Origin of the sequence: Kyrpidia sp. (assembly GCF_023512215.1) — a bacterium.
GTDB classification, from domain to species: Bacteria; Bacillota; Bacilli; order Kyrpidiales; family Kyrpidiaceae; genus Kyrpidia; species Kyrpidia spormannii.
In genome coordinates, this window is sequence record NZ_JAILZZ010000001.1 from 105009 (window position 1) to 119612 (window position 14604).

At 57.5% G+C, this 14604-nt stretch carries 17 protein-coding genes; 11 read left to right on the top strand and 6 right to left on the bottom strand.

What is annotated here, in order from left to right; genetic code table 11:
- Nucleotide 1 precedes the first annotated feature (1 nt).
- The 7 genes from nifE to K6T64_RS00580 all read left to right on the top strand — a co-directional run bounded on the left by nifE (nucleotide 2) and on the right by K6T64_RS00580 (nucleotide 5325).
- Nucleotides 2-1405 (top strand): nitrogenase iron-molybdenum cofactor biosynthesis protein NifE, encoded by a 1404-nt coding sequence (nifE, locus tag K6T64_RS00550; RefSeq protein ID WP_288008152.1) that lies wholly within the window; start codon nucleotides 2-4, stop codon nucleotides 1403-1405.
- Entirely contained in the window at nucleotides 1393-2721 is a 1329-nt protein-coding gene (gene nifN / locus K6T64_RS00555) for a nitrogenase iron-molybdenum cofactor biosynthesis protein NifN (RefSeq protein ID WP_288008154.1), read from the top strand. Before nifE ends, nifN begins: the two co-directional genes overlap by 13 nt.
- Before the next feature lie 44 nt (nucleotides 2722-2765).
- Nucleotides 2766-3152, top strand: a complete 387-nt coding sequence (gene nifX / locus K6T64_RS00560) for a nitrogen fixation protein NifX (protein ID WP_100669310.1) — start codon at nucleotides 2766-2768, stop codon at nucleotides 3150-3152.
- A gap of 107 nt (nucleotides 3153-3259) precedes the next feature.
- Nucleotides 3260-3730, top strand: a complete 471-nt coding sequence (locus K6T64_RS00565; RefSeq protein WP_100667700.1) for a DUF269 domain-containing protein — start codon at nucleotides 3260-3262, stop codon at nucleotides 3728-3730.
- Nucleotides 3688-4491, top strand: coding sequence for a HesA/MoeB/ThiF family protein (locus K6T64_RS00570; protein WP_288008157.1), 804 nt, complete (start codon nucleotides 3688-3690; stop codon nucleotides 4489-4491). Before K6T64_RS00565 ends, K6T64_RS00570 begins: the two co-directional genes overlap by 43 nt.
- 137 nt (nucleotides 4492-4628) lie before the next feature.
- A complete protein-coding gene (locus tag K6T64_RS00575) occupies nucleotides 4629-4973 on the top strand; it encodes a nitrogenase-stabilizing/protective protein NifW (RefSeq protein ID WP_100667702.1) in 345 nt (114 codons plus the stop codon).
- A gap of 97 nt (nucleotides 4974-5070) precedes the next feature.
- On the top strand, nucleotides 5071-5325 hold the full coding sequence (locus K6T64_RS00580; protein ID WP_100667703.1) for a nitrogen fixation protein NifZ: 255 nt from the start codon (nucleotides 5071-5073) through the stop codon (nucleotides 5323-5325).
- 566 nt (nucleotides 5326-5891) lie between these two features.
- On the opposite strand, the gene K6T64_RS00585 is transcribed toward K6T64_RS00580, so the two are convergent.
- Together K6T64_RS00585 and K6T64_RS00590 are read right to left on the bottom strand one after the other, a co-directional pair.
- Nucleotides 5892-6314 carry a hypothetical protein gene (locus K6T64_RS00585; protein WP_288008161.1) on the bottom strand — a complete coding sequence of 141 codons (423 nt, stop codon included), beginning with the start codon at nucleotides 6312-6314 and terminating at the stop codon, nucleotides 5892-5894.
- A gap of 20 nt (nucleotides 6315-6334) precedes the next feature.
- Nucleotides 6335-7813 carry an FTR1 family iron permease gene (locus K6T64_RS00590; RefSeq protein WP_288008163.1) on the bottom strand — a complete coding sequence of 493 codons (1479 nt, stop codon included), beginning with the start codon at nucleotides 7811-7813 and terminating at the stop codon, nucleotides 6335-6337.
- 341 nt (nucleotides 7814-8154) lie between these two features.
- On the opposite strand from K6T64_RS00590, the gene K6T64_RS00595 reads away from it, so the two are divergent.
- Nucleotides 8155-8760, top strand: a complete 606-nt coding sequence (locus K6T64_RS00595; protein ID WP_288008165.1) for a DsbA family oxidoreductase — start codon at nucleotides 8155-8157, stop codon at nucleotides 8758-8760.
- 61 nt (nucleotides 8761-8821) lie between these two features.
- Here the strand turns inward: K6T64_RS00595 and K6T64_RS00600 are convergent, their stop codons facing one another.
- Nucleotides 8822-9232: a LysM peptidoglycan-binding domain-containing protein gene (locus K6T64_RS00600; protein ID WP_170099367.1), complete on the bottom strand. Its 411-nt coding sequence runs from the start codon at nucleotides 9230-9232 to the stop codon at nucleotides 8822-8824.
- Between the two features lie 316 nt (nucleotides 9233-9548).
- Between K6T64_RS00600 and K6T64_RS00605 the strand changes: the two genes are divergently transcribed.
- The 3 genes from K6T64_RS00605 to K6T64_RS00615 all read left to right on the top strand — a co-directional run bounded on the left by K6T64_RS00605 (nucleotide 9549) and on the right by K6T64_RS00615 (nucleotide 11143).
- On the top strand, nucleotides 9549-9851 hold the full coding sequence (locus tag K6T64_RS00605; protein WP_288008169.1) for a helix-turn-helix domain-containing protein: 303 nt from the start codon (nucleotides 9549-9551) through the stop codon (nucleotides 9849-9851).
- Nucleotides 9852-10063: 212 nt separating this feature from the next.
- Nucleotides 10064-10678 carry a transcriptional repressor LexA gene (lexA, locus tag K6T64_RS00610; protein ID WP_170085582.1) on the top strand — a complete coding sequence of 205 codons (615 nt, stop codon included), beginning with the start codon at nucleotides 10064-10066 and terminating at the stop codon, nucleotides 10676-10678.
- Between the two features lie 57 nt (nucleotides 10679-10735).
- Nucleotides 10736-11143, top strand: a complete 408-nt coding sequence (locus K6T64_RS00615; RefSeq protein ID WP_232059657.1) for a c-type cytochrome — start codon at nucleotides 10736-10738, stop codon at nucleotides 11141-11143.
- Between the two features lie 113 nt (nucleotides 11144-11256).
- On the opposite strand, the gene glnA is transcribed toward K6T64_RS00615, so the two are convergent.
- The 3 genes from glnA to K6T64_RS00630 all read right to left on the bottom strand — a co-directional run bounded on the left by glnA (nucleotide 11257) and on the right by K6T64_RS00630 (nucleotide 14584).
- Nucleotides 11257-12597, bottom strand: a complete 1341-nt coding sequence (gene glnA / locus K6T64_RS00620; protein WP_100667708.1) for a type I glutamate--ammonia ligase — start codon at nucleotides 12595-12597, stop codon at nucleotides 11257-11259.
- A 77-nt stretch (nucleotides 12598-12674) separates the two neighbouring features.
- Nucleotides 12675-13094, bottom strand: a complete 420-nt coding sequence (locus K6T64_RS00625) for a MerR family transcriptional regulator (RefSeq protein WP_013075637.1) — start codon at nucleotides 13092-13094, stop codon at nucleotides 12675-12677.
- A 137-nt stretch (nucleotides 13095-13231) separates the two neighbouring features.
- Nucleotides 13232-14584, bottom strand: a complete 1353-nt coding sequence (locus K6T64_RS00630; RefSeq protein WP_288008174.1) for a methionine gamma-lyase family protein — start codon at nucleotides 14582-14584, stop codon at nucleotides 13232-13234.
- Nucleotides 14585-14604: the final 20 nt, after the last annotated feature.

Here is a 14604-nt window from a genome sequence, read left to right on the forward strand (position 1 = left end):
GATGAAACCGCTTCACGAGATTTTTGATCAGCCGGCTTGTGAGCACAACCGGGCGAAGGGGAAAAAGCGCAATGCCGGCTGTCCCAAGCCCGAACCGGGCAGCGCCATGGGAGGGTGTGCCTTTGACGGCGCGCAAATCACCCTTTTGCCCATCGCCGATGTCTTGCACTTGGTTCACGGGCCGTCCGCCTGCCTGGCCAACAGCTGGGAGGCCCGGGGCAGCCTGAGCTCAGGCCCGGAGATGACCTGGAGAGGGTTCATGACCGATCTGTCGGAACAAGAGATCATTTTCGGCGGGGAGAAAAAACTCGAGGCGGCCATTCACGAAGCGGTTCGCAAGTTTGCGCCCCCGGCGGTCTTTGTATACAGTACCTGCGTGACGGCGCTGATCGGAGAGGACTTGGAAGCGGTGTGCGCCAAAGCGTCCCGGGAGCTCGATCTCCCGGTGGTCCCGGTGAACAGCCCCGGTTTTATTGGAAGCAAGAATCTCGGCAATCGCATGGCGGGGGAAGCGCTGTTGGAGTATGTGATCGGCACCCGGGAGCCGGAGGTTTCCACTCCTTATGACGTCAATCTCGTGGGGGAATATAACATCGCCGGAGAACTCTGGCAGATGAAGCCGCTTTTTGAGGAAGCGGGGATCCGGATTCTCGCCTCTATCACCGGCGACGGGCGGTTTGGGGACATCCGCACTGCCCACCGGGCCAAAGCGACAATGGTGGTCTGCGGCCGGGCCCTGATCAACCTGGCCCAGGGGTTGTTGGATCGCTATGGAATCCCGTATTTTGAAGGCTCCTTCTATGGGATTCGGGAAACCGGGGAGGCGCTCCGCAATTTCGGGAGGATTCTCGGCGGTGAGGTTCCTGAACGGGTGGAGGGCTTGATCAAGCGGGAAGAAGCGAGGCTAGACCATGACCTGCGGCCGTACCGGGAGATTTTGAAGGGGAAAAAAGCGCTGCTGTACACGGGCGGGGTAAAATCCTGGGCGTTTATTTCCGCTCTTCAGGATTTGGGGATGGAAGTGGTGGCCACATCCAGCCGGAAAAGTACGATGGACGATGTGGCGAAGATGAAAAGTCTCCTCGGCGAGAGTGGCGTGATCATGGAAGAAGGTGGCCCCAAGGTGATTTTGAAGACCATGCGGGAACGCGGGGCCCATATCCTCCTGGCCGGGGGGCGAAATCAATATACGGCTGTGAAAGGAAGGGTGCCGTTTATCGATGTGAATCAAGAGCGCCACCGTCCCTACGCGGGTTACGAGGGGATGCGCCGGCTCGCCCAGGATCTCGCGTTGGAGTTGACCCACCCGGTGTATCGTCAAATTGCCGAGGGAGACGGGCGGTTCCGCAAGGGCGGCGTGGAGGCGGAATCGGCTGCGGAGGAATGGGCGATATGCAAGGTTTGAATCCAGGACAGGCGAAGAAAAAGCCGCTGTCCATCGACCCACTGAAAATGAGCGCCCCCCTGGGAGCGGCGCTGGTGTTTCTCGGCATCGACCGGGCGGTGCCCATCTTGCACGGGTCTCAGGGGTGTGCAGCTTTTGCAAAAAATGTGCTCACCCGGCATTTTCGGGAGCCGATTCCCCTGGGGACAACGGCATTGTCCCAGGAGACGGTGATTCTCGGAGCCCAGGATGCGGTCTTTAAAGCTCTGGACAATACGATTCGCAAACAAAACCCTTCGGTGATCGGCATGATCACCACCGCACTGACGGAAACCTCGGGGGACGACGTGGAAGGCGCGGTGATCGAATACGGAGTCAGCCACCCGGGCGGTCCGCCGGTGGTCGTGGTGCACGCGCCGGATTTTCGCGGAGGACTCAGTACGGGGTACCGCGCGGCGGTGGAAGCGGTGGTAAAGGCATGTGTCCCGCCCCGGGGAGACGGGCAGCCTTGGATACCCGGACAGGTCAATTTGATTTTTGGGCCGGGCTATGGGCCGGGAGATGTCGAGGAGGTTAAGAACATGGTGGCGGCGATGGGGCTTTTGCCCCTCGCTCTGCCGGATCTCTCCACGTCCATGGACGGACATTTGGGCGATGGCGAGCTGGACGGACTGGACGGGGGGACTTCGCTGTCCGACCTGGCCCGGATGAGTTGGTCGGCGTATACGTTCTCTTTTGGCCGCACCGCCCAGCGGGCAGGGGAGGACGTGGCGGCCCGGGCCAAGGGCAGGCATGTGAATATCCCGCATCTCAACACTCTGGACGCGGTGGACGATTTCTTGGAGTTGCTGTTGCGAATTGGCGGCGGCAAGGTCCCTGAGTCGATGCGGATCCAGCGGGATCGCCTGATGGACCGCATGCTTGATGTGCACGCGCTATTTTCGGGGATCCGGGTGGTGCTCGCAGGAGAACCCGATTGGCTCTGCATGACCGAAGCGGCCTTTGTCGGGATGGGGGCGTCGGTGGTCGCCGCCGTGGCGGCGGACGATCCGAAGGCCTTTGGGTATTCAGCATGGTGGCCAGAGGGGGATTACGGGGATTTGGAAGAGTGTGTGGCCCGTTGGGAAGGATGTTCGGTGGATCTTTGGGTGAGCAATTCCCACGGCGCCAGGGTTGCCCGGAGGACGGGGGTGCCGTTTCTTTCCGGCGGTTTGCCGGTATGGGACCGACTCGGAGTTCCAAATGAAGCATCGGTGGGGTATCGAGGGCTGTGGGAGTGGCTCGCCCGGGTCGGTTCCCGGTTGATGCAGAGGGAAGAAGTGCATCCGAGCGAGTGATGCCTGGGTCAGAGGGCATAACGGGTCTTTTGGGGGTGATGGACGTGAAAGTGGCTTTTGCCACCGAGGATGGCGTGACGGTCAATTGTCATTTTGGCCATGCACAGTCTTTTGATATTTACGAAATCGGCACGGAGGGTTCGCGGTTTTTGGAAAGGCGGATGATCGAAGACGGGGAGGAGGAGGTGCAGCGAATCGATGGACGGATCGAGGCCATCCGGGATTGCGCAATCCTCTATGTCAACGCCATCGGGGCGGCGGCGGCAGCCCGGGTGACCCGGGCACGGATTCACCCGGTCAAGGTGCGGGAAGGCGAGCCCTTGGTGTCGATCCTCGCAGACATGCACCGGGTTCTCACCCACAACCCTCCGCCTTGGTTGCGGAAAATCCTGATGAGTGAAGCCGGTGCTGCGAATTCGTCCGGTCCGTGAGCATCCAAGAGTGAAGCCTTCGTTGCCCGCGTCCAGGAGGAGAAGCCCCTTTATCCACGCGGGGAACGGGTGTAGCGGCACGCGGCGGAGAGGAAGGAGGACGGAGTGTGGCGGTGGTGAGAGAGCAGCGGGGCTCATTTGTGACGGAATTGGCTCGGTTGGTTCGGGCCCGGGACACGTACGGGGTACTGGACGGGAAGCCCGATGCGGATATTCTGCAAGATTATGTGCGAAAAGGCGGAAAAAGGGATCTGATGGCAGAATTGGCGTTGGAGACGACGGACGCGGTTCGCCAGAGGGTGCATCTGTTTTATGAGGCCGTGGCCAGCCGGTTGGAGCGATTGATCGAGAATGGCCAGGTGATCAATGTAGCCATGGAGTTGGATCCCGAGGGATTCGGCCAAGTCGTGCTCTACACCGATTGGTTTGTCGTGTGGAGCGAAGGGTTGAGGGATGTCCCGCGAAGGTACCTGTTTGACAATCTGGACCAGTTAGAAGCTTTGGGGCAGTCCATCGTGAAGGAGGGGTTGGCGCGATGGGAGACGTGCTCGAAGATCGCTCATCTGTTACCGTCGTGACGTCTTCCTCTTCCCGATACGCCCGTCAGTTGCCCTTGATCGGTGAAAACGGCCAACAAAGGTTGAAGGAGAGTACGGTGCTCGTTGCGGGGATCGGGGGGCTCGGGGGCGCCTGCGCCTTGTATCTGGCGGCCGCCGGGGTTGGACATCTCATTCTCCTGCACGATGGCGTGGTCCAGTTGCCCGATCTGAATCGGCAGACCTTGATGAATTGGGAAAGCCTCGGCCGGCCGAGGGTGGAGGAGGCAGAGAAAACGCTGAGAGCCTTTGACCCCGACTTGAAAGTGACGACCATTCAGGGCAAGGTCGGGGAGGTGAGCCTCGACCCCTGGTTGAAACAGGCCGATCTGGTCATCGATGCCCGGTACGATATGGAAGAACGGTTTAAACTCAACGAACTTTGTGTCCGCCAGGGCGTGCCCATGATGGAAGCGGCCATGTACGGGTGGGAGATTTTCCTGTTTTGGGTCATTCCCAAACTCGGACCGTGTTTGGAGTGCCTTCATGCGAGGGACGCAGCCGAGGCGTGGCAGCCCCTTGGGTTTCCGGTGCTGGGCGCGGTAGCCGGGGCAGCCGGAGCCATGGCAGCTTCCGAAGCTGTCAAATGGATCACACAAAAACGGGTGGCGGGCGGGGGGAGAGGGCTCTCTATGGGAACGCTGTTCTCTTTGCATCTACTCTATATGGATACCCACGTGATCCAGGTGGCCAGAAACCCCTATTGCCCGGTATGCGGGGACCGGCCTCATGTGCGGGCCTAGGCCTCAAGGCGCGGCCCAAACAGAAGGACTAAAATGGACACCTCGTTGTGGCCGCGGTTCTGCCCCGTAGACGCCCGCAGGTACCCCACACGTGGAAGGTACCAAGTTTCAGCTGAAGGCAAAGGTGGGAGGACGCCATGAAGACCGAAGAGGAGTTTTTGCAGCTGACAGACGCCGAGGACTATTTTGCCTTTTTTGATGTGGCCTACGACCGGAATGTACTTGGGGCGAAGCGACTGCACATCCTTCGGCGATACGGGGAGCTTCTCAACGAGATGGGGAAGGAGTGTGCGGCGCTTTGCTGGGAAGAAAGGTGGCCGGTGTACCGGGAAGCATTGATCCGGGCTTACCGGGAACTCCAGATGCGCACCCCCCAGGAGGCGGGGCTTTTTTCGGTGTTCAAAGATGCCCAGGCCGGGACCGGTTGCGCCGGCTGCTCTCAGATGTGCTCCACTTCCTCGGTAAATGCGTGTTATCGGTAGACGCCAGGGGCAGGCCCCATGAACTCCGTCCACCGCTGGGAACACATTCGAGGACGACAATCAAACGTCGGTCCTGTGAAAGGGAGTGGGATGGAACATGGGATCGGTTTTGAATTTGGAAGACGTCGTGGAATGCGTAAGGGATATCCGGAATGACGGGACGTACCCCATGGAGTCCCGGGGAGCGATCCTCGCCCGGCGAGGCGACCGCGGCGTGGTGGTGGACCGGGGATGGTTTTTGCAGGATCGACTCGTTTATGCGGTTTATTTTTTATCCACCGGACGCATCGTCGGGTGCCTGGAGTCGGAGTTGAAGAAAATCGATGCTGTCGACGAGTCAGCCCAAACATGAAGAACGGCGCGCCGCCGACCTCGCCAGAAGGAAGGGGATGGGCGGCGCGTCATTATGTTTTGATGAAAATGTGGTATAGATCTCGGTGAAACAGTTTTCTGAATAAACACGCAGACCCCATATTTGGGGGATTTAAAGGTTGCGACGTATTCAGTTGTTCGGTGTGCGTTCTGTATGATCTTCAAATCCAGTATACGGGTCACGAGGCTATTCACGGTGTCACGGTGACTTTCGATAACTCTTTAACAGTCTCTTCAGGCGCCGGCGCCAATTCCCCGGTTGTGCTGAAATTACCGGACCTCGTTTTCCCGCTGGAAACAAGGTCAGTGCCGGTCAATGTAACCTGGGTGAAAGGTCAAACAACCGAATCTGCCGCGTTTACGCTTCACCCGAAAAATGGGTGAAAGACCTTGAAACGTATTGCCCCGCTTTTTTAGTTTACATAATGTACATTATCGGACTCAAAAAACCAGCAGAAGAAGGCCGTTTGTCGTCGTCAGCCCGACTGAAAACTTGCCTGCTGAGAGAAGCGGAATCCCCTTTTTTCTTGTTGTTCTCCCCGAGATTCATGGTGATGCGGGCAGTTCTTTGAGAACGTTCTCCAGTTTCGTGGCCGCATCGGACAGGGTTTTGACATCGAGTGGTTCTTCCTTGCTCCCCGCCTGGACGATGCCCAGAGGGTCTTCGATTTTGCTGTAGAGATCCGGCGTCTGTGACTTCACCGTGTTTTCGAAGGACTCCCATGCCTCTTCTATTTCCTTGGCGGATTGACTGACCCGATTTCGGTCTTGGGCTGTCAGGGCATCTCTGAAGTCCTGGAGGTATTTCTCCATACGGGTTTTGCCATCTGCCACGCTGACTTTGGACGGGGCTTCAGTCTGTTTTTCAGGGCTTTCGGAAGCGGTGCCGGCGGGTTGTCCCTGGGATGCTCCGCAACCGGCTGCTACGATCAAGGCCGCGATGGCGAGGGGAATGATGCAGTAACGCATGTCTCGATATCCTCCTTGTTTCAATGTTCCGCAGAAATGTTCCGGCGGAGACGTTGATCTTTAATCCGTGTCCACACGAGCCAACCCACTGCGGCAAGCAGCAGCGCCAATTGTGGGATGGTGCTTTGCCAGGTCGGGTACATGCCCAGAACGTCGATGCTGGGCAGGTAGGTTCCCGGCGTGGCCGGCAGGATCCCCCCCGCCTGGAGCTTATTTACCCCCACACCGACGAACTTGTAGCATAGGTAGAACACAAGGATACTTGAGAGCAAGAAAAAGGGTCGCACGGGGATGCGCAGACCTGCCACAAACATTAGCCCACCGAGGATGAGCAACATGGCGGCCCCCACGCCCAGTCCTAGCAAGAGGCCCCCGATGCCGAGGGAGGGGACCATGCCGATGTAAAAGAGTACCGTTTCGGTCCCCTCTCGAAAGACGGCTAAAAACGACAACACGACCAGGGAGACGAGACTGCCCCTCGCCAGGGCGCGGTCCGTTTTCTCCCGAATATACTGCTGCCACTTCGCGATGTTGGCGTTGCTGTGCAACCAATAACTGACATATAGCAACATGACGGCGGCAAACAAAGCGGTCCATCCGCCGATCAGCGCATTGTTGTCGCCAAAGGTGCCGCTGGTGAAAAGAATTTGGACCAGAACAGCCAGAATAACGCTGACCGCGATCCCTCCCGCGACGCCCGTCCAGACCCACCTCTGTTTGTCCGGATGACCGGACCGACGCAAAAACGCCAGGAGAGCGACGACTATCAGCATCGCCTCTAACCCTTCCCGAAGCAGGATCAGAGCGGCGTCAAAGAAGGTATAAGAGGTGGTGCCGGACAGCGGAGCGAGCCGATTCTCCATGCGCTCGATCACCTGCTGGGCATCCTCGATGTCGGGAGGATTTTTGGTCAAAAGAGCTTTCGCGGTGACGATATCCTGCTCCATCGGCCCGTAGACGTCTGGGGATTTGGCCAGGACCAATCCTTCCACGTCGATCCACGACATCTGCACGCGATCGATGGTTTCGGCCGCCTGGGTTGCCTGGCCCTGGCGGATTTGTTCCTGGGCTTGTTGCAACAGGTTCACCAAGGTGGCCACCTTGGCCTTACCGCTCGTGGAACGCGGTTCATCAGCCGAGTAACCGCCCTCGATGAATTTACGCAAGGTATCCTGCACGGCGGTCAGGGAGTGCTCCACTTGATCTGGTTTTCCCTGGGCGAAGGATAGTTGCACCTGCCCCATAGCGTCCTCGATGTCTTTGTATGCTTGGCGAGAGGTCTCCCTCACCCCATCTTCCTTGGCCAGCCAAACTTCCGTAAACTGGCGGTAGCTTTCCCTGGCGCCGTCCAGGTCCCCTTGTCGCGCCCGATCAAGGGCTTGGGCGACCCAGTCTTGGGCCTGCCGCATATCGTCCGCTGGAGCGGCCGCAATGTGCAAAGCTGAAGGGATGGCTAGGGCGAAGAGAAAACACATGGCCAACAGGATTCTCTTGATCAATCCTGCACACCTCTCTTTTTCTATGTTGGAAAAGGACTCTCACGAGCCTTCGCCTTCGGCAAGCGGAATTGAATATGAAAATTATTCTCATTTAGGAACCAAAAAAGATAGAGTTCCTTCTCTTCTTTCGATACTGAGAATTACAATTTTCCCATGCGTATATCACTATATCATGCTCGGAGAAAGGGTACAAGGGGGATCTTTATCGCAGAGCGACGGAGTAATGAGGACTGTGGCGACCCCATCTTGCCACCCGTCCGCAATTTGGGTAAAGTGAAGCTATCGAGAAGAAAGTGCCCTGCCGAAAGTATACCCAGGGCACAGGCAGAAACGGGGGTGCGATGTTCACCATGCGAATCACTTCTTATTTCGATTATAATTGCGTGTTTTGTTATATCGGTCGATATCGCCTGCGGGAGGCCGCAAACAGGGCCGGTGTGTCCATCGAATGGGTGGCCTGGGCAATGCCCGAGGATGCTTCTCCCCCGCCAAAACCGGATGACTACCGGGAGGGCGTGAAGCGCTATGTCCAGGCGGCTTCTGAAGATCTGGGCCTCGACATCCGCCTCATGAGGGCAGTTGACACCCAGGATGCCCTCACCGGTATGTATTACGCCCGGGAACAGGGCGTTGAGGAGCCGTATCACCAGCAGGTCTTTGATGCCCGGTTTTTGAAAGGATTGGATGTGTCGGACCGCAAAGTTCTGACAGAATGTGCAGAAGCCGCCGGGCTGTCCGGGGATGGCTATTGGAATGCTTTGGATCAGGAGAAGTATCGCATGCAGTTACAGGCGGATTTCCAGCGCGCGGCACATGCGCGAATCTGGACCATCCCGGTTTATGAAGCGGATCACCGCCGGTTGGAGGTTCATCACTTTGACCAGCTGCCCACCGCCGATGGGCTGACCGAATGGATCCAACTCATCGGAACGAAGGCGGAAGGTTGATTTTGTCAGCGGCGTCCGCGCCTTTGGCGCTCAACGGCTCCTAGATACCGATTCGGGTTCTTCATTGCGAGGCGGGCAAGTGAAGAATCATGCCCGGATAAAGGGTGCCCTCCCCCGTCAAGTGGTTGAGCTGGCGCAACTGATAGATCCACTCCCTCACATCCACATCGGGTCCCGCGTACTGTGACGCGATGCTCCATAGGGTGTCCCCTTCGTATACCATGATGGTTCTGTCCTCTCCCGCTTCAGCCCTGGGATGGTGGTGCAGCAAAACTCCTCCCGCTGTCCCCAGCCCCATGACAACAAGAAGCCCCGTCACAAACACGGCCCGATTCCACGCCCGGTTTGCCCGCGCCAATCTGCCCCGGTGGCGGCTAGGGTAGGCTCGGGCCCCGGCCTTCCGTGGATCCACCCTGAAACGGATCGCTTGCGCCTTCTCGTTTTCGGCCGATCTCCTCAGAGGCGTACCCATCTCCTCTCTCCCCCTCTCCCTAGGTATCTGTTGTCTCTGTCAGCATGTTGGGACGACAATCGCCCAGAGAGCCAGCTCGTCCCCCCATCTCTATGCTTCGAATGCGACAGAGAGAACGAAACGAATGTTCGTATTTAGTGTAGATGGAACAAACGTTTGTGTCAAGGGTTTTCGAATCATGTCGGGAAGAGAATAAGGCGCGGCATTCAGGTGTTCTCTGACTCTCGATAATCTGTCAGATCAAGGAGACAAGACCGCTCCTTTTTTCGGCAAATATACGTTTGTTTTCTTGGCAGATTGGGTGTATCATAGAAACATGAAAATTCTCAAGCCCTTTCACTGTCGACTGGAACCGACAAGAGAACAGGCCCAGTGTCTCACTCGATACCGGGGATGTGCGCGGTTTGTCTGGAACAAGGCGCTCACTTTGCAGAAGAGGCGGCTGAAAGCCGGGTACCCCCTGTTGTCGTATGGAGAGTTGGCCAGACTCCTGACGCTGTGGAGGCACAGCGAGGAATACGGGTTTTTCGCCAGTGCACCCGTACATCCCTTGCAATGCGCTGGCATCGATTCACCGGCCGATGGTTCGGGACGGGTTTCCTGGAACGAAGGCGCTTGACCCGCGATTATCCGTCCCGACGGTGTGCAGGTACGGGAGAGCAGCGCTTTGATGGTGGGAGACCCGGAGACAGAACGGATCTTCCTCCGGAGATCGTGGGACAGCTGAGAGATGGGCGCCGTGCCCCTGTAAAGCTCATGCCCCAAAAGGTGAGCGTTGGTTCAAAGTCCAGTTTGCGAGATCCGTGCAGGATCCACCCATGAGAAGAGGTGATGTTCGTGAAATTGTCAAGAAGGCAGCAGGATATCCTCGATTTCATCAAGAAAGAAGTGAGAGAGAAAGGCTATCCTCCTTCCGTTCGGGAGATCGGCGAGGCAGTGAACTTGTCTTCCAGTGCCACCGTCCATCGTCACTTGGGTCGGCTAGAGCAGATGGGGTACATCCGCCGGGATCCGACGAAACCCAGAGCCATTGAAATTCTGGAGGAGGATGCACAAACGGTCGGGCCGGTCACCATGGCTCCAGTGGTGGGCCGGGTTACCGCGGGGTTGCCGATCACCGCTGTCGAAAACATCGAAGATTATTTTCCCCTCCCTGCGTCCTGGACCGGGGGAGACCCCGTCTTCTTGCTCCGAGTGGTCGGCGACAGCATGATTGAGGCCGGGATTTTTGACGGTGACTTGGTGGTGGTTCGCCAGCAACCCACCGCCGAAAACGGCGACATTGTTGTGGCGATGACAGATGAAGGCGAAGCCACGGTGAAGCGATTCTACCAGGAGAAAGATCGCATTCGCCTTCAGCCGGAGAATTCCACCATGACCCCACTCTATTACAAGACTGTGACAATTCTCGGCCTCGTGATCGGTCTCTACCGTTCGATTCGATGAAGTAGTAGAATGAAGAGAGATGGTTTCAGCTCAGTCTAAGAACAGGAGGACGTCAGTGTGAAGAGATGGCAAGGCATGACTCTGGCTGCCCTACCGGTGGTTCTCGGCCTCGTTTTTATCATCGGAGTATTTGCCAACTGGTTCCCCATTCAAACGGGACGGTCGACCGAGGCCACGGCGAGCGGTTCGGGGTCAGGGGGTAGCTCCGGACCCGTTGATACGAGCGACCCGGGCGCACAGATTTTCTCTCAATCCTGCGCGAGTTGCCACGGAGCGAATTTGGAAGGTCAGACTGGGCCCAAGCTTCTTGGCATCGGGAGCAAGATGAACGAGGCGCAACTGGTGGAGTATATCAACAATCCGAAGCCGGTAGCCGGTTATCCACCGATTATGCCTCCCAAAGGCGGACTCCAGTCCGATGACCAAGTCAAGCAAGTGGCTGCCTGGTTGGCGAAGCAAAAGTAACGCAGAACTTCATCAATAGGCAACAACCCCTGCAGAGTGTTGCAGGGGTTGTTTACTCCATTGGCTCGTCTCCTTTAAGGCGAGCTTCCACGTCTTTTGTTTTACGGCACCGATCAATACAGGTTCAAGTACTGGTCCCGCTCCCAGGGATGGACGGCGGTGCGGAACATATCCCACTCAATCAATTTCGCCTCGACAAAATGTGTAAACGCGTGTTCCCCCAGGGCATTGACGATGACTTCATCCCGGCTCAGCTCATCCAGAGCTTCTTTCAAACTGGCAGGCAGCGTCAAAATCCCAGCCTGCACGCGTTCGCTTTCCGTCATAACGTAAATGTTGCGATTGACCGGCTCCGGCAAGGGCATGCGGTTGCGGATTCCATCCAGTCCCGCAGCCAGCATGGCCGCCAAGGCGAGGTACGGATTGGCCGACGGGTCTGGGCTGCGCACTTCGATCCGGGTGCTCAAGCCCCGGGAAGCGGGCACTCGCACCAAGGGACTCCGATTCTGGAACGACCACGCGATGTAAACCGGCGCCTCGTATCCTGGCACCAAGCGCTTGTAAGAGTTCACCGTAGGGTTGGCGATGGCGGTGAACGCCCGAGCATGGGCGAGGATTCCGGCCAAGTACTGTTTCGCCGTTTCACTCAAGCCAAACTCGTCCCGTTCATCGTAGAACGCATTCTCGCTCCCCTGGAACAGGGATTGATGGGTGTGCATGCCGGATCCGTTAATCCCGAACACCGGTTTTGGCATGAAGGTGGCGTGCAGACCGAGCTGCCGGGCGATCGTCTTGACCACCAACTTAAAGGTCATGATATTGTCCGCCGCCGACACGGCATCGGCATATTTAAAATCGATTTCATGCTGGCCAGGCGCCACCTCGTGATGGGAGGCCTCGATTTCAAAGCCCATCTGTTCCAACGCCAATACGATCTCCCGGCGGCAGTTTTCCCCCAAGTCTACCGGAGCCAGATCAAAGTATCCCCCTTGATCGTTCACTTCGGTGGTGGGATTTCCGGACTCGTCCATCTTAAATAAGAAAAACTCCGGTTCCGGCCCGACGTTCATGGTGGAGAAACCCATGTCCTGGGCTTGGCGCAGGACTCGTTTGAGAATTCCCCGGGGATCTCCGGGGAAGGGAGTGCCGTCCGGAAGGTAAATATCGCAAATCAACCGGGCCACTCGCCCTCCGTCTCCCCCGATCCAGGGAAATATTAGCCAAGTGTTGAGATCCGGATACAAATACATGTCCGATTCCTCGATGCGGACGAAACCTTCGATCGAAGAACCGTCGAACATGATCTTGTTGTCCAGGGCTTTGGGCAACTGACTCACCGGGATTTCGACGTTTTTGATAATACCGAGCAAGTCAGTAAATTGGAGGCGAATATAACGGACGTTCTCTTCTTTCACCATTCGCATAATGTCTTCACGTGTGTACTGGCGTGGCATCGATGGACTCCTTTCTTCTCTTCACAGATATGTAACAAAACGATTCCCCGCCCTCTGACAGGGAATCGTCTCGCTCTTTAACGGAAAAACCGGGAGAGCTCGCCTTGGATCAGCGACGCCGGTCTACCCGGTCGCTCCAATTGGGCGATGAGCTCTTTTTTCAGCAACTCGTGCAAGTCCCGGTCCGTGAGGTTGCGATTCCCTTCCACCGCAAGTCGCTCTTCCTTCGGAAGGTCTTCGACATCAGTGGGTTTTTCGGCCGGTCCCAAGGCCTTTTTAATCCCCGCGATATTCAGACCTTGATCGATCAGTTTCTTGATCTCGAGCAAGCGTTCGACGTCCCGGAAAGAAAAAAGGCGCTGATTGCCCTTGGTGCGAATGGGTTGAATCAATCCCTGCTGTTCGTAATACCGAATCTGCCGAGCGCTCAACTCGGTCAACTTCTGTACGATCCCGATGGGAAAGAGGGCCAAATTGCGCCGCACATCATCTGACATACGCGATCATCCCCTTTGGCTTCCGATACTGATCACCACTGATCACGGGGTTCACGGACGGGGAATGCACTCATTTTCTCACTCATTATACCCCCAGGGGCGCAAAGTTGTCAACTCGATGTGAGTTAACGTAACTGTTAGGCCCGCTCACTTTTAGGGAGAAAGCCGGAGGAACGCAAGGACTGAGCCGCGTGCAGATAAGCAAGTTTACCGTGTTCGTAGGTTAAACCACCCTGGACAAAAACCCGGTACGGGGGGCGCATCGGGGCATCCGCAGACAGTTCCAGGGATCCGCCTTGGACGAAGGTCCCCGCGGCCATGACCACTGGGTCGGGATACCCGGGCATGGCCCAGGGCTCGGGGACGACGTAGGAATCCACCGGAGATGCGGACTGGATGGCCTGGCAGAACGTCAGCACGGCCTCCGCCGAGGGCAGATCGAACTGCTGGACCAGATCGCTTCGGGGATCATTCCACCGGGGCCGGGTTGGAAAGCCCAACGTTTCAAAAAGGGCGGCACCGAACACTGCGGATTGAAGCGCCTGGGAAACCACGTGAGGGGCGAGGAAAAATCCCTGGTAAAACAGGCGCCATTCCACGCCCGTCGGCCCGGCCTCTTCCCCCACTCCCGGGGCTGTCAAGCGGCAAGCGGCCGCATGGACGAGATCTTTTCGCCCAACCACGTACCCGCCGGTGGGCGCCAATCCCCCTCCAGGATTTTTGATCAACGAGCCCGCGGCCAAGTCTGCCCCAACTTCAGTGGGTTCCCGGGTTTCGGTGAACTCTCCGTAGCAGTTGTCCACGAGAACCACCGCATCCGGTTGGATTTTTTTGACCAAGGAGATGGCCTGTTCGAGCTCGTCCACCGAAAGCGCCCGGCGACCCGAATAACCCCCGGAGCGCTGCAACACCACCATACGAACGGGGGCCGCGGACAGTACCTTCTCTAACGCTTCCAGGTCCACCCGGTTATCCGATGTCAAATCCACCTGTGTATAGGTTATCCCCCACTCCACCAATGTACCCTCACTTTGACCGGTTCCCTTCCCGATCACGGTGCGCAACGTGTCATACGGCTCTCCGGTTGCATAGACCAACCGATCCCCGGGGCGAAGAACGCCATACAGTGCCAGGGCCAGCGCATGGGTCCCGGACACGATCTGAGGGCGCACCAAAGCGGCCTCCGCCCCGAAGACACGGGCATAAATGCCATCGAGAATTTCGCGGCCCCGGTCGTTGTACCCATATCCCGTCGATCCCCGCAGGTGCACATCGGCGACGCGGTAGTGCCGAAAAGCTTCCAGTACCCGCTCTTGATTCATCATGGCCGTGCGTTCAATGGCGCGGCGGCGCCGGGCAATCCGGTCTTCGATTGTTTCTGCGATCCGCGTGAAATCCTCCTGGCGATCGCTGTGTGGACCTTCTGTGTGAATGGTGCTCACCTCATTGCTGATAACGCGGCCCGTGAACTCCGCAATTCCGGGCCCCATGTTCCGGATTCTATCATAAA

Excerpts from the sequence above, each read along its gene's own strand:
- nifE (WP_288008152.1), top strand. The coding sequence starts at position 2 with ATGAAACCGCTTCACGAGATTTTTGATCAGCCGGCTTGTGAGCACAAC.
- nifN (WP_288008154.1), top strand. The coding sequence starts at position 1,393 with ATGCAAGGTTTGAATCCAGGACAGGCGAAGAAAAAGCCGCTGTCCATC.
- K6T64_RS00570 (WP_288008157.1), top strand. The coding sequence starts at position 3,688 with ATGGGAGACGTGCTCGAAGATCGCTCATCTGTTACCGTCGTGACGTCT.
- K6T64_RS00575 (WP_100667702.1), top strand. The coding sequence starts at position 4,629 with ATGAAGACCGAAGAGGAGTTTTTGCAGCTGACAGACGCCGAGGACTAT.
- K6T64_RS00580 (WP_100667703.1), top strand. The coding sequence starts at position 5,071 with ATGGGATCGGTTTTGAATTTGGAAGACGTCGTGGAATGCGTAAGGGAT.
- K6T64_RS00585 (WP_288008161.1), bottom strand. The coding sequence starts at position 6,314 with ATGCGTTACTGCATCATTCCCCTCGCCATCGCGGCCTTGATCGTAGCA.
- K6T64_RS00595 (WP_288008165.1), top strand. The coding sequence starts at position 8,155 with ATGTTCACCATGCGAATCACTTCTTATTTCGATTATAATTGCGTGTTT.
- K6T64_RS00600 (WP_170099367.1), bottom strand. The coding sequence starts at position 9,232 with ATGGGTACGCCTCTGAGGAGATCGGCCGAAAACGAGAAGGCGCAAGCG.
- K6T64_RS00605 (WP_288008169.1), top strand. The coding sequence starts at position 9,549 with ATGAAAATTCTCAAGCCCTTTCACTGTCGACTGGAACCGACAAGAGAA.
- lexA (WP_170085582.1), top strand. The coding sequence starts at position 10,064 with ATGTTCGTGAAATTGTCAAGAAGGCAGCAGGATATCCTCGATTTCATC.
- glnA (WP_100667708.1), bottom strand. The coding sequence starts at position 12,597 with ATGCCACGCCAGTACACACGTGAAGACATTATGCGAATGGTGAAAGAA.
- K6T64_RS00625 (WP_013075637.1), bottom strand. The coding sequence starts at position 13,094 with ATGTCAGATGATGTGCGGCGCAATTTGGCCCTCTTTCCCATCGGGATC.
- K6T64_RS00630 (WP_288008174.1), bottom strand. The coding sequence starts at position 14,584 with ATGGGGCCCGGAATTGCGGAGTTCACGGGCCGCGTTATCAGCAATGAG.